We start from the raw sequence: 14,544 nt of genomic DNA on the forward strand, positions 1-14,544 counted from the left end.
AATTCGTATCGACAATTCTTTTCGTATCGACGGTTTTACCATCACGCATAACGGTGATCCGGTCACAAATGGCGAATATTTCTTCCATCCGATGCGAGATATAAACAAGTGATACACCCTTTTGGGTTAACCCCTTCATCACTTCAAATAGCTTTTCGATCTCCCTATCGGTTAACGCTGCGGTCGGTTCATCCATGATGATGACTTCGGCCTCCGTCATCAGCGCCTTGGCAATTTCGATCATTTGCTGTTCACCTACGGAACAAAGGCCGGCTTCCTTATCGAAGGGAAGGGAAATATTAAGTGTTTTAAAAACTTCTTTTGCACGCGCTTTCATTTGTTTCGTCTTTAGGACGCCTAACTTATTTACCAGTTCCTTGCCGATAAATAAGTTCTCCAGCACGGTCATTTCCGGCCAAATATTCAATTCCTGACGGATAAAGGCCATCCCCGCTTCTTCTGCTTCCTTGGAATCCTTGAATGAGGTTTCATTGCCGTTAATCACGATCGTTCCTTGATCCTGCTTATGAAGACCAGTCAAAATGTTCATCAAGGTTGATTTCCCTGCTCCATTTTCCCCCATGAGCGCGTGTACCTCTCCAGCCTCCAACGAAAAATGAACGCCCTCCAATACCTTGTTTTGACCGAAAGCCTTATATATGTCGTGCATTTCGATTTGCATGGCTCTTCACCTCTTTCTTTAAAAGAATACTCCAGACTGCAAAATGCAATTCGAATACGGCGTCGTCTCCCCCGTCCGAATGACGGCTTTCGCTTTACTTGACAGCTTCTTGAAATCTTCGTGTGAAACATATTCGATCGCTTCGCCGAACTGCTGCTCCATATATTGATGCTGGTCTGGATTTTTCTCTATCACCTCAGTGGCGGCGATGACCTTTTCAATGACCATATCTTCGTGAACGGCACGCACTACAGCTTGGAACGATGGGGTTCCAGGCGTCAAGGCTAAGTCTATCTTGATGACTCCCGGCGGCACCGGCAGACCGGCGTCACCTACAACTATATAATCCGTATGACCAAGGTCGGCAAGGACCTTGGCTATCGAACTATTGATGATTCCTTGCCTCTTCATGCTTCAAGGCCCCTTTCGACTTCCGCCCTAACCGGCATGCCGCCTTGGGCCCCCAACTTCGTCACGGAAATGGACGCTGCCCGGTTGGCGAATATCAAACATTCATCATAGCTTTTGCCTTCTGCAACGGCCACCGCAAAGGCGGCATTGAATGTATCTCCTGCACCTGTCGTATCCACCGCTTCCACTACAAAGCTAGGAACGACCCTTTCTTCATGGCCGTCGAAATATCGGACACCATTTTTTCCTTCCGTAATGAATAATTTATTGGGATGCTCCGTCAGGACTTCCGCTCGATCTCTCCCATTGAAAAGTATTTCGAACTCATGTTCATTAGGCGTCAGGAATGCTGCTTGTTGAATGACATCCTCGCTTAGCTTGCGGGCGGGAGCGGGATTCAATAGCAGTCTTTTTTGGAGCTTTTTGCACAGCCCAGCCAGGTATTCGACCGTTTCCTCGGGTATTTCCTGCTGGACCATGACGATGTCCGCTTCCTCTATGGCTTTTTTGGCCTTTTGGACATAATCGGGAGTAATGAAGTCATTTGCCCCTTTAACGACAATAATGCTGTTATCGCCTTCCGAAAGGATGATATGTGCCGTACCTGAGGCAGAACCTGTAACCGGTTCCACATACTCCGTATTTACGCCATTTTTTTTCAGGTTTTCTAAAATGATTTCCCCATAAAAATCATCTCCTACACATCCAATCATCGATACTTCCGCACCAAGGCGGGCTGCTGCCACTGCCTGATTCGCTCCCTTTCCTCCCGGGACCGTGATAAAGGAATCTCCTAAAACCGTTTCCCCTGCTTTTGGACGCTTTGCTGATGTCACCACCAGATCCATCGATGAACTTCCCACTACTGCCATTTTGATCACGGCTTTTCCACCTTTCTTCTCGTTGTTTGTCTTTCCACAAAAGAAACAGGCAGCTTCTTATGTGTTTCTTCTATTTTTTCCTGATTGATTTTCCTAATCAACATTTCCGCAGCTTGTGCCCCCATCTCATAGGCAGGCTGGCGAATGGTCGATAACGGCGGATGCAATAATGCCGTGAAGGCGATATCATCATAGCCGATCAATTGAATATCCTCCGGAATCCGGATTCCCCGTTTCAAGATTTCCTGAAGGGCAGCAGCTGCGACAATATCATTACAAGCGATGATTCCATCCGTTTCTGGATATTGCTCGAATAGCTGACGCACACATACTTGTCCTCCTTGTAGAGTGAGGGATGAGTCCATCACCTGTACATTCACCTTCGCCTGTGTCAATTCCTCCATTGCAGCCGTGTACCGTTCATAAACAGGCTTTATTTCCACGGGTCCCCTGATCAGGACGATATTTGTACTGCCCCTATCGAGCAATACCCGTGCTGCCAACCTGCCACCCGTCTTTTGGTCGGAATAAACGGCTGGCAAGTTCTCTGCCGTCCGATCGAGGAGGACGACTGGAATTTTCAGGTTGTCAAAATTTTCATTGGCTTCTTCGCTTGTCGAAGCAATGATGCCCACTACATTATTCTGTAGAAAGGTGTCGATATATTCTATTTCCTTATCTCTCTTCTCATCGCTATTTCCGAATATCAGCCGATAGCCAAATTGCTGCAAGTAATCCTCGACACCCCTTGCCATTTCCGGGAAGAAAGGATTCGTAATGTCCGGTAAGATCAAGCCCACCAATTTGGATTTACGGTTATAGAGGGACCTTGCCACTTCATTCGGTTTATAATTCAGCTTTTCAACAGCCGCCATGACGACCTTCCTTGTGTCCTCATGTGCGTACCCGCTGCCATTCATGACTCTAGAAACCGTTGCTACGGAAACGCCTGCTTCCTTTGCAACCTCCCGAATAGTTGCCACTATATCCACCTCAAAAATTTTCTGTAACCGTTTACACAAATAGCTTATCACCAATTTATCTGCACGGCAAGCTTTATTCTTAAGATATTTTTCAGGTAATCGGAACCATATCGCAGGACTAACTCGAAGATGCAGATCATCAGGCACGTCATGTTTGAACGATTCTTCTTCTATCAATAAGCAGAACAAAACTATCACCCTCTTCCGAAAAATAACAAAATAAAATGCTGGCTCAATGAAATTGAGCCAGCTTAGCAAAAATTAAATGGATTTGGCAGGTAGCTTTTCGTACAGAGCATTATTGACATATCCGTACTCTGATGCGTGCGGTCGATCTTCACCATCACTGTATCCATATTGAAGCATCCTGTTCCTGTTTAAACAGAGCTTTGTTAATTTCGGGGCGAAGAAATTAAATAGGTCGAACCGGTCCTGCAGCTGCGGGAACTTTTGCTGATGTGCAAGAATCGCTTTCGTTACGCCTTCCCAGAAGACATTCTCATTCAATAATTTCCTTTTCATCAGGAGCGTCGACAAATAACGGAAGTGACAAATGAAGAGTCCCGTGAAAATGAATTGAACGAGTCCTTCAGGCGGCTCGCACCTTAGTACCTTTTTTAGATCATCAGGAAGTTCGCTCAATTCAGGAAGCGGCTGATCACTTATATTGACGTCATCTACAAAATCCTTGATTGCCAGCCTATGCGGCTTGTAATCCTTCAATACTAAAATCGTATTTTGGCCATGTGGCGAAAAAACAACACCATATTGATAAATGAAATGTAATAACGGAGAAAGGATGACTTCGAATAGTTGGTCCGTCCATTCTGCAGCGGTTAACCCTGATTTTTCGATCAGACTTTCCACATACGGCTTGCCTTCTTGGTCCACATGCAGGAGCGACGCTAACGTAATGGGCTTCTCGCCTTCCTCCATATAACTGTAAATGCTTTCTCTCCAAATTCCGCCCAGCATCTCTAAATATTGATAGGGTACATTTTTCAACCTGGAGAAATAGGGATGATCGACATTCAGACTGGCGATTTCACCGGGAAGCACCACTTTGCATTCCTCTTTTAAATAACGATCATTGTCGTAAATATTCTTAATATACTCCGTGATCTTTGGTGCAATGACCGTACGTTCTGCTGGCAATCCGCGATAGACGAGCGTATTTAATATGCTCATTGGCAGCTTGACGTGGTGCTTATTCTTATTGGACAGATTAACGAAGGTCCGAATCGACTGCTGCGGCAGATACTCATCAGGGCCATTACCTAATGCCACGATCAGCCCCTTGGCCAAATCATCGGTGAAATTCTGGATGATGACATTCTTCCATTGCCATTCATGAATCGGCAGGTAATAATAGTCTTTCTCTTCTAAGCCCTTCTCTGCCAATCTATCGGAAAAATCCTTTCGGGTTTCCATATCCAGTTCATTTTCCATCAATTGTTTGTAGTCCAATGTTTGGATTGAATTGAAAGCGGCTCTTGTTTTATGGACGGCAATCCATGATAGCTGGATTTTCTCCTGGTTTTCCGGAGCAAACTTCAAATAATCATCATAACCGAATCCGATTCTCCCCTTATTATAAGCGATCCAAGGGTGCCCGCTCATTTCTCCCTCAAGCCATGCATAGTCCAGCTCGACCAACTCATCAGCGCTTTGTCCTGGCTTGGCTAGCAATTGCAGGTCGGCCAGCAATGTATGATTGAATTCTTTAATCAAATGGCCGGTTGTTTCTGCCGTCATTCCAATTAGCGGCTGAAGATCCAAAATGAATTGAATCGCATCATTCGCTTGTGTAGCTTCTCCAGTTGCGGTTTCATAGACCGAAATCGAATCAGCCTGAACTTCAAAGCTATCGAATAGGCGCGGCCTCGCTAAAAATCGATACGATAGATCTTCATTTATTTTCAGCTCATATAAGTTTCCTGCTGCATCTTCGATCAAGAGGACTGGATGGATCATATCCTCATACATATATTCGGAAATCATTTTGGCGAGCAGGTTTTGGTTTACGATCGACCAATTTTTTTTCGTAGCCGCCTTTTCCACTTCATTTATGAATTGCATACACTGACTCCCCTTCACTCTATTTAATAGGCCGTGACCGGCGTTTTTACACGGAATGATTGAAAAGCTCCTCTTGGTTCGGCTGGATATACGTCCCTGCCCGCTATTCGGTTAATGATAATCGAATTCCTGAAAGCCCCCAGCCCTAAGTCCGGTGCACCTACACCATGCGTATGTATCTCTCCGTTTTGAATGAAAAGGTGATTGGAGGTCGGGACAGTCGTACCAATCCGGTAGTCCTTGGTTATGTCCAGACGGCCAAGCTCATCGCGGACAAGAAGGTCTTCCATGCCTTCAAGAAAGGTCGGGACGGTTGATTTATACCCTGTTCCGAATACGATCGCCTCAGTATCCACATTAAAATCGCTTTCTTCGACCCATTGATGACATTTCAATGTCCATCCACGATCGGAAGGTTTTAATGCTGACACTTCCGTCATGGCCCTAAGTTCAATGGCAAGTTCGGCATTTCCAATCGATTTCTCATATATTTTGTCGAAGATCGATGCAATCGTCGTCGCACTGATCCCCTTATACAAGAGGTCCTGCTTCGGCAGGATTTCATCCTTCTTCTCCTGGGGCAGACGATAAAAGAAATCGAGATAATCCGGCGTGAAGTATTCCAAACCAAGTTTTGAATATTCCATCGGGAAAAAACCTTTTGACCTTGTATACCAGTTCAGCTGGTAACCATGATTTTCTTGCTCATTCAACAGATCCTCGAACACCTCGGCTGCACTCTGGCCCGAACCGACAACCGTTATCGATTTTTTATTCAATATATTTTCCTTATTCCGCAAATAATCGGCAGAATGCAAGATGCTTTCTCCTATGAATGGACTAAATGCAGCAGGCACCGCCGGGGCACTTCCGATACCCAGTACCACATGACGGCTATGAAACACCTCTACCTGCCGGGTTTGTTCATCCCTTACGTGTATACGGTAAACGGGCTCTTTTTGATCGTTTCTATACTCTATCGATTCCACCGTTTTTCCAAAGCAGCAGGTATCGAGCTGATTGGCAGTCCAGCGACAATAGTCGTTATATTCTTTCCGCGGGATCAGGAACTTTTCAAGAAAGTAGAAATGATAAAGCCTGTCATGCTGCTGTAAATAATTCAAGTAGCTATATTTACTTGTCACATCCGCCATGCTGACCAGATCAGCGAAGAACGGGACCTGCAGCGTCGTCCCCTCAAGCAGCATCCCTTCATGCCAATTAAACTCCTGCTTCCTTTCAAAAAAGAGAGCATCCAGTTCTGGAGTTTTCTCCAATAGGGCGGCTAGCCCAAGATTGAAAGGACCGATCCCGATCCCAATCACATCATAGGTAAATCGTTGCTTCTCCATATTTCCACTTCCTTTCGAAGTTCTCACGCGTGCAAGCCATAAGCAAACCGGTCTTATCTGGAAGTTCAATTTCTTTCATTGGTGTGAACCCGCATTTTTCAAACAGATGAATCATCTTTTCATTTCTAATATCCGGTTCGGCCATCACCTTTTTGGTATGGGAAGTGAGGAGTTGGTATTTCACCATCGACCGTAAAAATGGCAAAGCCAGTCCTTTTCCGAGGTATTCAGGATTGCCAATGAGCAAATGAATTCCCTGATCACCCTCCTCGGCCTCATAATAGTCTTCAATGATATCGCCTTTTACCCAATACGACTCCCAATAGCTCATTGGTGTTTCATCAAGGCAGCCTAAATAGAGTGTTTGATGTGAATCAGCCAATGCCTTTTGTAAATGGAGCGCAAATTTTTCCTTAGTGAAATTCAAATTCCAATAGGGTATCACATGTTCTTCGTGCATCCAACCATGCAACATATCGATATCCCGATCAAATTCAACTTTGACAAATGATAGTAATTGTTTATGGTCTTTCAGCATTTCTTCATAACTATTTTTCATTGACAGCCAAGACCCCTTGCGCAAATGGATTATCGATGATCGTATAAACGGATTGTGTCTCAAGTGAGCCCACAAGCTCGTCCAAGTCATGAAAACGTGTCAGTAAATTCGCTTTACAAGGCAGTTTTCTTTCTTGGAGCAGCCTGGAAACAACTCGATTCAGCCCTTCATCATCGCTCATTACGTTGATCGATTCCAATTGTTCCTGAACGATTTGCAATAGTGCTTTTTCAGATGCCAATCCCTCTGTACCGAAATTATTGATCAATCCCAATAAATGATTGAAGAAAAAATAGTATTGCAGTCTTTCTTCAGCAACTTCATCGGAACATATGGTGAAGCTTTTTTTGCTAAGCTCGGGAAGGATGCTAAACAAGCGGTCCACCTTGGATTGGCAATAATAATATCCTTGGTTATCACGGTAATGGAATGTGGAAGGGTACCCGTTTTGAAGCTGGATGATGGAATTTTGCTGATGGGCCTCCAGGACGATTCCATACTTTTCAAATAACCAAAGCATTGGTTTTACGGTCATTGACAGATAACTAGTGAACCAATCGATGCTCACCTCTTCTGTCGGCCGATTTTCATCTATGGCCAATTTATGGATGATGGCCGAGAGCCTGGAAGGTGCTCCAAAGGCATTATCCTGGCAAAGGCCGGCAATCAGACTGGTTTGTTTATCGTCTTCAAAGAAAGGATTTTCTCTTATATCTACATCGAAGCCTGAGTCATGTTCCTCTGTTTTAATCGTTAAGTACGCAGGGTCCTTTATGACACGGAAGGCCGGATGGTGTTGTTTGAGATCATCGCCCAATTTCGAATCCATCAGTCTAGCTATTTCCACACCGCGATCCAATTCTTTTTGCAGATTCGCTCGTAATGAATTCGTAATCTTGACCGGCACTGAAAACTTATACATATACCGGGATGAAGCACTATAGACCGTCCTGAATGAAGAAGTTGCGGTAAACTTTTTCCCAAGCGGACCTGCATGGATAAGCTGACCCGACTCGATTAATCGCCTGACCTCATCTTTTTCGACAAGATGCTCTGCCTGAAGCGGATGTGCCGGTATAATGATAGATTGGCTATCTTCATGGCAATACTTGTCACGGAATTCTTCAGGAACCTCAATGTCTGCCATTAATTCACTTTTGATGATTTCACTTGCAGACAGGGCTTCGCTGGAGTCCTGGATGACGATCGCGGGATCGGCCAAAAAGTAATGCAGCTGGAACTCTCCTTTTAATTCAGGTGAATAGATCGTTTCATCCCGTTCTGAAATGCCTTGCTTACTTTTTGGAGTAGGATGGAGCAGATGACCGAATAAAAGCGACTGTTCTGCCTCAATATATGTAAAATCACAGCTTTGAAGGGCGTCATAGTCTTCAAACCGGGCTTCGACATAGCGCTGAATATTTTGGCTGCTGAGGATGACGCGCAGCATCAGCTCATCTTCGCTATCCGTCCTTCCCTGTTCAGTCAATAATTCTTTGGATATCGCGGAAACCATTGTCACGTAGTCCAATTCGTGTACCTGTTTGGATGATGTTCGGTAATAGGCCGGGAAGGCGAAAATATGGCGACCCGTTTCCGACCAATACTTAATTGGAACAAGCAAGGCAATATCTTGGGATGTAAGATTGCAAACGATTAAAGAATCGGGAACCGTTCCCTCCAATTCAGGCCAGTTCTTCGATTCTTCCAATCTGCCATTCCCGGTTTCCCTGAAATAACAATTCAGAAAGCTTTGCATCGTCGCCCTTTGGGCTATTTGCTTACTATTCATCTTCATTCCTCCATCATATTGAACATTTCACCTAGTACGCGAATCTCATCTAGTATGTCTTCTATATGCTCAAGCCTTGTCATCGGATTCAGTAGGGTCATTTTTAAATAAACCTGGCCCTCGAAACGGGTTTTTGCTAAAAATGCGCGACCGCTATTCAATAATTCCTGCTGGATCTGCTTATTTAACTGATCTGCCAACTGAGCACTTACGCCCTCTGGATCATAACGGAATACGACTGCATTCAATTCAGGATGGCTGTTCAAAACACGGAATCCGTCCTCTTTATCGATCATTGCCGCTGCGTCTCCTGCAAGATGACATGTATAGTCGATCATTTCAGCAAACGTATCAAGTCCAACAACCTTTAAGGACATCCAAAGTTTCAGCGCATCGAATCTCCTCGTTGTTTGGATCGATTTATTGACTAAGTGGACCATTCCTTCCGCTTCATCTTCCTCGGGATTCAAGTAATCGGCATGATGCTGGATATATTGAAAGTGGTCACGATCTGAAACAAGGAAAGCACCACAGCTTATTGGTTGATAGAATAGTTTATGAAAATCGACTGTAATGGAATCCGCCGATTCCATTCCCTTTACCGATTCTCTGAAATTGCGACTCAACATCATTGCACCGCCATATGCGGCATCTACATGCAGCCAAATTCCGTTCGCCCTCGCAATTTCAGCCAAATCAGCCATTGGATCAATCGAACCGAAATCCGTTGTCCCACAAGTAGCAACGATGGCAAATGGAAGTAAATCCTGCTCCTTCAAGAGCTTCAGCTGTTGGTTCATTTCATCGATGGATAGACGGTGATTTGCATCCGTTTTAATCGTGATAACCGCCTGTTCACCAAGCCCCAGTTGTGCCGCCGATTTGCGAACCGTAAAATGGGCGGCCTCCGAGCATAAAATCCTTAGTTTTTTCGAATCGGCCGGCAGTCCATGTTGTTGGACATCGACATCCCAGGCACGCTTACAATACGCATCCCTGGCCAGCAGCAGGCCCATATAATTAGATTGTGTACCGCCGCTGGTAAACACACCGTCCGCTTTTTCCGGTAATCCTGCCTGATTGCACAACCATTTGATTAGTCGTTCTTCAACAAAGGTTGCAGTCGAGCTTTGATCCCATGAATCCATCGATTGATTCAACGTACTGATGATCATCTCGGCAGCCACGGCTGGTATTAACGTCGGGCAATGCAAATGCCCGATACAGGTTGGGCTGTGTACATTCATGCTGTCATTGATCACAAATTCAGCTAGCTCGGCCGCAACCGACTCAAGGGTCTCTCCTTTTATGGATGCAATGGACAGTTCATTTAACCTTGCTTCCAATTCATGCGGTTTTTTGCCGGAATAGGGGGAATCGTTCCCCTTTAAGAAGTCGGCTAACGTGTTTTCAATGATTTTTAGAGACCGTGTATAGTTTTGGATCCCTTCCTCGTTATTCAGGAAAAATGGAGCATAGGCAAAGTCAGCTTTCTTTAAGGTTTCAATCATTGCTTCAGCCCCTTGCTACTGCTGCACGAACAGCTTGTTCAAAAATTTCAGTAGCTTCGCGAAGCTGGGCTTCCGTTACGATTAATGGCGGCAGGAATCTCACTACGCTTCCATGTCTGCCTCCGACTTCCAGAATCAAACCTCTTTCGAAGCACTCCTGTTGTATCGCGCTTGCAAGCTCCGAATGGGCTGGGTAACTCCCATTTTGATTTTGCTCTTTTTGATGATCGACCATCTCAACGCCAACCATTAGGCCGCGACCTCTAACATCGCCGATCTGCGGTATATCCTTTTGCAAATCTTTGAGGATATCCTGTAACAGTTCACCCATTTTTGCTGCATGTTCAATAAGGTTGGTCTGTTTCATGTACTTTAAACTTGCAGTGCCAGCTGCCATTGCCAATTGGTTCCCGCGGAATGTGCCGATATGTGCACCTGGAGTCCAAACATCCAAATCTTTATGATAAATCACGACAGATAATGGCAGGCTGCCACCGATTGCTTTCGATAGGACAAGAACATCCGGAATGATTCCTGCATGTTCAAAGGCGAACATTTTGCCTGTGCGACCTATGCCTGATTGAACTTCGTCAATGATCAGCGGGATGCCCTTCTCTTTTGTTATTCTTCTGATTTCCTTAAGCCAAGGGATCGGCGCAGGTATGGACCCGCCTTCTCCTTGCACGGCCTCTAAAATCATTCCCGCAGGAGCCAATAATCCGGATTCGGGATCATTCAGCAGGTTTTCGATATATTGGCTGCTGATTTTATGACTATCCTCGCCGCCAATGCCAAAAGGACAGCGATATTGATAAGGATATGGCAGGAATTGTACATCTGGCATCAATCCTTGAACCTTTTCCTTCGGTTTTGTATTTCCGCTAATTGACATCGTTGCGTGCGTTGCCCCGTGATATGCACCTTGGAATGATAAAATGCCGCTGTTGCCTGTAGCGGTTTTAACTAATTTAAGTGCAGCTTCTATGGCATCCCCGCCAGTGGGGCCGCAAAATTGGATTTTTGCATTTTTTCGGAACTCTTCTGGCAGCCATTCAAAAATTTCGTCAACGAACTGCTCTTTTATCGGTGTAGTAAAGTCCAAAGTGTGCAAAGGACTTTTATTTTTAAGTACTTTTTCCATTTCTTCAAGGACAGCCGGGTGATTGTGTCCAAGCGCTAATGTTCCGGCTCCGGCAAGAAAATCTATATATGTTTTCCCATCCATGTCTGTAAGGTAAATACCTTCCGCTTTTTCGATGGCCATGGGTAATCTTCTAGGATATGAACGAGCGTTTGACTCCCTTGTATTTTGCTGTTCCAGCAATTGATCATTTTTAGTGGGTGTGATAGTTGCCATAATGAGCCTCCTAGTATATTAATTGATAATAATTATCATTTTCAATGACACAATCATCATTTTACTGACAATGATTATTATTCTCAATAAGCTAAATCTACCATTTTCCTTCTATAATATTCCAATAAAATTAAGAACAGGGGAATAATGGGACGATTTCTCCATGCTTTATTAAACATGAACAGGCTCTTAAGGTTTTATTAAGGTTGAGTTTATAAGCTGAACGCTGACAATCATCATGTAAAAGGAGGAACGGCAATGAATGGTTTACAAGGAAGACGGGAGCTCAAACATGCAATCACCAAAGCGGATTGCCATTTATTAAGGAAAGTCCTGCAATGCTTCATGAAGCTTGATCCCCATGGACACGATGGGAAGTATTTAATTCGAAGTGTCTATTTCGATAACTTCGACAATAAAATCCTCCGGCAAAAAACGGAAGGGTTTTATCATAGGGATAAATTCAGGGCCAGGCTTTATGATTACAATACCGATTTCATCAACCTGGAAAAAAAGAGTAAGCGGAATAACCTTACCTATAAACAAAAGTGCAGGCTTTCTGCCGCTGAATACGAACGGATCCGTTCAGGAGATATAAATTGGATGTCCGAGGATTCAAGGAATATCCTCAAGGACTTATACGTGCAAATGACACTCTTTCAAATCAAGCCGACAACCGTCGTTGACTATGAAAGGGAGGTATTCATTTATGAGTACGGAAATGTCCGGGTCACCTTTGACAGTCATGTAAAAACGAGTTATCGCGATACGGACTTCCTGAATCCCGAATTAATCGTAGTCGATGCCCTCGATCCGGATGTCGTCATCCTGGAAATAAAGTATGACGAATTTCTTCCGGATATCATCAAACAATCGTTATCCATCATCGATACTAGAAAAACGGCTTTTTCAAAATATCAACTAAGCAGAAGATACGGCTGATGGCAGCAAACAAAAACATTCTTTTTGGAGGAATCACAAATGGATACGACGACAACGAGCACCACGTTTAATGATATTTTCAAATCAAGCTTTTTGGACAAGACCGAGAGCTTTTCGATCATTGACTCCCTGATTGGATTGCTGTTGGCATTTGCCATCGGATTGTTCATTTACGTCATTTATAAGAAGACCTTTTCCGGTGTGATGTACTCGCACAATTTCAATATATCCCTCATCATCATGACAATGGCCACAGCCTTGATCATCATGGGCATATCAACGAACATCGTAATCTCCTTGGGGATGGTCGGTGCGCTCTCCATCGTACGATTCAGAACGCCCATCAAAGATCCCATGGACCTGGTCTTCCTATTCTGGGCAGCGGCCTCCGGGATCTTATGCGGGGCGGGATTAATTCCGCTCGTTATTATCGGTGCCATTTTAATAGGGATCGTCATGCTCGTATTTGCCAATCGAATCACTGTTGAAAATCCCTTTTTATTAATCGTTAAATATTCAGATGCATCCATTGAAAAAACGTTGGAAGAAATGATATCCAGCAAGGTGAAAAAGCATTCCATCAAATCGAAATCGATCATGGCCGATAATAACCTCGAAGTGACATATGAGATTCGATTAAAAGAAAATAATGCGGAATTCATCAATCAAGTAAAGGACATGACCAGCGTCCATTCTGCCATCATGTTGAGTTATGATGGCAACTTCACAGCTTAAGATAGATGGCGGTCACAAGGAACCATGCCCACCCCTCTATATTGGACGGCAGGAGGAAGGAGCCAAGGCATGTTAAAAACAAGATATGTTGCAGCGGCGATTGGATCATTGATCATGATTTTTATAGCAGTGATGTACATCGTTCCCCTTCTTCAAGTGGAAAAAGCAACGAAAGGGAGTACCTATGCAACATCGGTATTTAACCAAAGTAAGGTGACGAAAGTTGATATCACACTGGCTGATGATGATTTGGATTCCATCCTGGATAACCCATCTGAAAAGGAAATCGTTAACGCCGATGTGACGATAAATGGGGAGACGGTTAAAAATGTAGGATTCCGCACCAAAGGAAATCTTTCCTTGAATTCCGTTGTTCAAATGGGCGACTCCGAACGTTACAGCTGGAAGATAGACTTTGATTATTATCAGGAAGATCAAGATTTACACGGACTGAAAAAGTTGGCACTGAACAATAATTACAGTGATCCTACTTTTATGAGAGAATATCTTTCCTATGAATTAATGGAAAAGATGGGCATAGCGACACCAGGGCACTCCTATATGTACGTGACCATCAACGGAAAGGAATGGGGCCTTTACTTAGGTGTGGAAGCTATAGAGGAAACCTTTCTAAATACCAACTTCGCTGATGCTACAGGCGATCTCTATTATCCTGATGGTACGGGAAGCGATTTAAAATGGATCAGCGAAGATATTGATGACTACACAGGATTGAATTTGAAAACAAACGATCATTCGGACCAATCCGCCATGATCCACATGCTCGATGCCATCAATAATGGAGGCAATATCGAGGAAGTATTGGATGTCGATGAAATGCTGCGCTACTTCGCAGCCAACACTGCCCTTGTCAACCTTGATCATTATCAAGGAGATAAAAAGCACAATTATTACCTATATGAAGAGAACGGAGTCTTTTCGATATTGCCGTGGGACTATAATATGTCATTTGGCGGTTATTCCGGAGGCGGCGGGAGGCGGGCAGAAGGCACCGATCAAAAAAATGAAGATGAAGCGACTGCTAAGGACGGTAATGCTGAGCAGGATGACATGAAGCTTCCCGAAGAAGCACCGAATATGAACGGTGGTGGGATGATGGATATGAGCTCCAATTTCATGAATGAAAGTAACATCAACTTCAGCATCACCGAGCCCGTTTCAGGCACGGCCCTTGAAGATCGCCCTTTATTGAATGCCCTGCTTTCTAACGACGAATACCGTGAAAAATATTATGGTTAT

13 protein-coding genes are annotated in these 14,544 nt (G+C 44.2%); 3 read left to right on the forward strand and 10 right to left on the reverse strand.

The window, feature by feature from the left end; translation table 11 throughout:
• From CVN76_RS21695 to CVN76_RS21740, 10 genes are all read right to left on the reverse strand, one after another.
• Positions 1–682 (reverse strand): ATP-binding cassette domain-containing protein (locus CVN76_RS21695; protein WP_157805753.1); only part of this gene is annotated, 682 nt, incomplete at its 3' end.
• Between the two features lie 18 nt (positions 683–700).
• Positions 701–1,093 carry a D-ribose pyranase gene (gene rbsD, locus CVN76_RS21700; protein ID WP_100533025.1) on the reverse strand — a complete coding sequence of 131 codons (393 nt, stop codon included), beginning with the start codon at positions 1,091–1,093 and terminating at the stop codon, positions 701–703.
• The gene (gene rbsK / locus CVN76_RS21705) at positions 1,090–1,965 is read right to left on the reverse strand and encodes a ribokinase (RefSeq protein ID WP_442857594.1); all 876 of its coding nucleotides are present in this window, start codon (positions 1,963–1,965) and stop codon (positions 1,090–1,092) included. Before rbsK ends, rbsD begins: the two co-directional genes overlap by 4 nt.
• Positions 1,966–1,970: 5 nt before the next feature.
• Positions 1,971–2,957 carry a LacI family DNA-binding transcriptional regulator gene (locus CVN76_RS21710; protein WP_100533033.1) on the reverse strand — a complete coding sequence of 329 codons (987 nt, stop codon included), beginning with the start codon at positions 2,955–2,957 and terminating at the stop codon, positions 1,971–1,973.
• Positions 2,958–3,218: 261 nt separating this feature from the next.
• On the reverse strand, positions 3,219–5,036 hold the full coding sequence (locus CVN76_RS21715) for an IucA/IucC family protein (protein WP_100533027.1): 1,818 nt from the start codon (positions 5,034–5,036) through the stop codon (positions 3,219–3,221).
• 23 nt (positions 5,037–5,059) lie between these two features.
• On the reverse strand, positions 5,060–6,388 hold the full coding sequence (locus tag CVN76_RS21720) for a lysine N(6)-hydroxylase/L-ornithine N(5)-oxygenase family protein (protein WP_100533028.1): 1,329 nt from the start codon (positions 6,386–6,388) through the stop codon (positions 5,060–5,062).
• Positions 6,363–6,947 (reverse strand): GNAT family N-acetyltransferase, encoded by a 585-nt coding sequence (locus tag CVN76_RS21725; RefSeq protein WP_232732410.1) that lies wholly within the window; start codon positions 6,945–6,947, stop codon positions 6,363–6,365. Before CVN76_RS21725 ends, CVN76_RS21720 begins: the two co-directional genes overlap by 26 nt.
• Positions 6,937–8,739: an IucA/IucC family protein gene (locus tag CVN76_RS21730; protein WP_100533029.1), complete on the reverse strand. Its 1,803-nt coding sequence runs from the start codon at positions 8,737–8,739 to the stop codon at positions 6,937–6,939. The genes CVN76_RS21725 and CVN76_RS21730 overlap by 11 nt, the downstream gene beginning before the upstream one ends.
• A 2-nt stretch (positions 8,740–8,741) precedes the next feature.
• Entirely contained in the window at positions 8,742–10,250 is a 1,509-nt protein-coding gene (locus CVN76_RS21735; protein ID WP_100533030.1) for a pyridoxal phosphate-dependent decarboxylase family protein, read from the reverse strand.
• Positions 10,251–10,254: 4 nt separating this feature from the next.
• Positions 10,255–11,607, reverse strand: a complete 1,353-nt coding sequence (locus tag CVN76_RS21740; RefSeq protein WP_061141413.1) for an aspartate aminotransferase family protein — start codon at positions 11,605–11,607, stop codon at positions 10,255–10,257.
• 258 nt (positions 11,608–11,865) lie between these two features.
• Here CVN76_RS21740 and CVN76_RS21745 point away from each other — a divergent pair, with 258 nt between their 5' ends.
• From CVN76_RS21745 to CVN76_RS21755, 3 genes are all read left to right on the forward strand, one after another.
• Positions 11,866–12,549, forward strand: coding sequence for a polyphosphate polymerase domain-containing protein (locus CVN76_RS21745; protein ID WP_100533031.1), 684 nt, complete (start codon positions 11,866–11,868; stop codon positions 12,547–12,549).
• A gap of 39 nt (positions 12,550–12,588) precedes the next feature.
• Positions 12,589–13,284 (forward strand): DUF4956 domain-containing protein, encoded by a 696-nt coding sequence (locus CVN76_RS21750; RefSeq protein ID WP_100533032.1) that lies wholly within the window; start codon positions 12,589–12,591, stop codon positions 13,282–13,284.
• Positions 13,285–13,353: 69 nt separating this feature from the next.
• Positions 13,354–14,544, forward strand: a 1,191-nt coding sequence (locus CVN76_RS21755; protein ID WP_232732414.1) for a CotH kinase family protein, incomplete at its 3' end; no start/stop codon positions are given.

Source organism: Bacillus sp. mrc49, assembly GCF_002803435.1.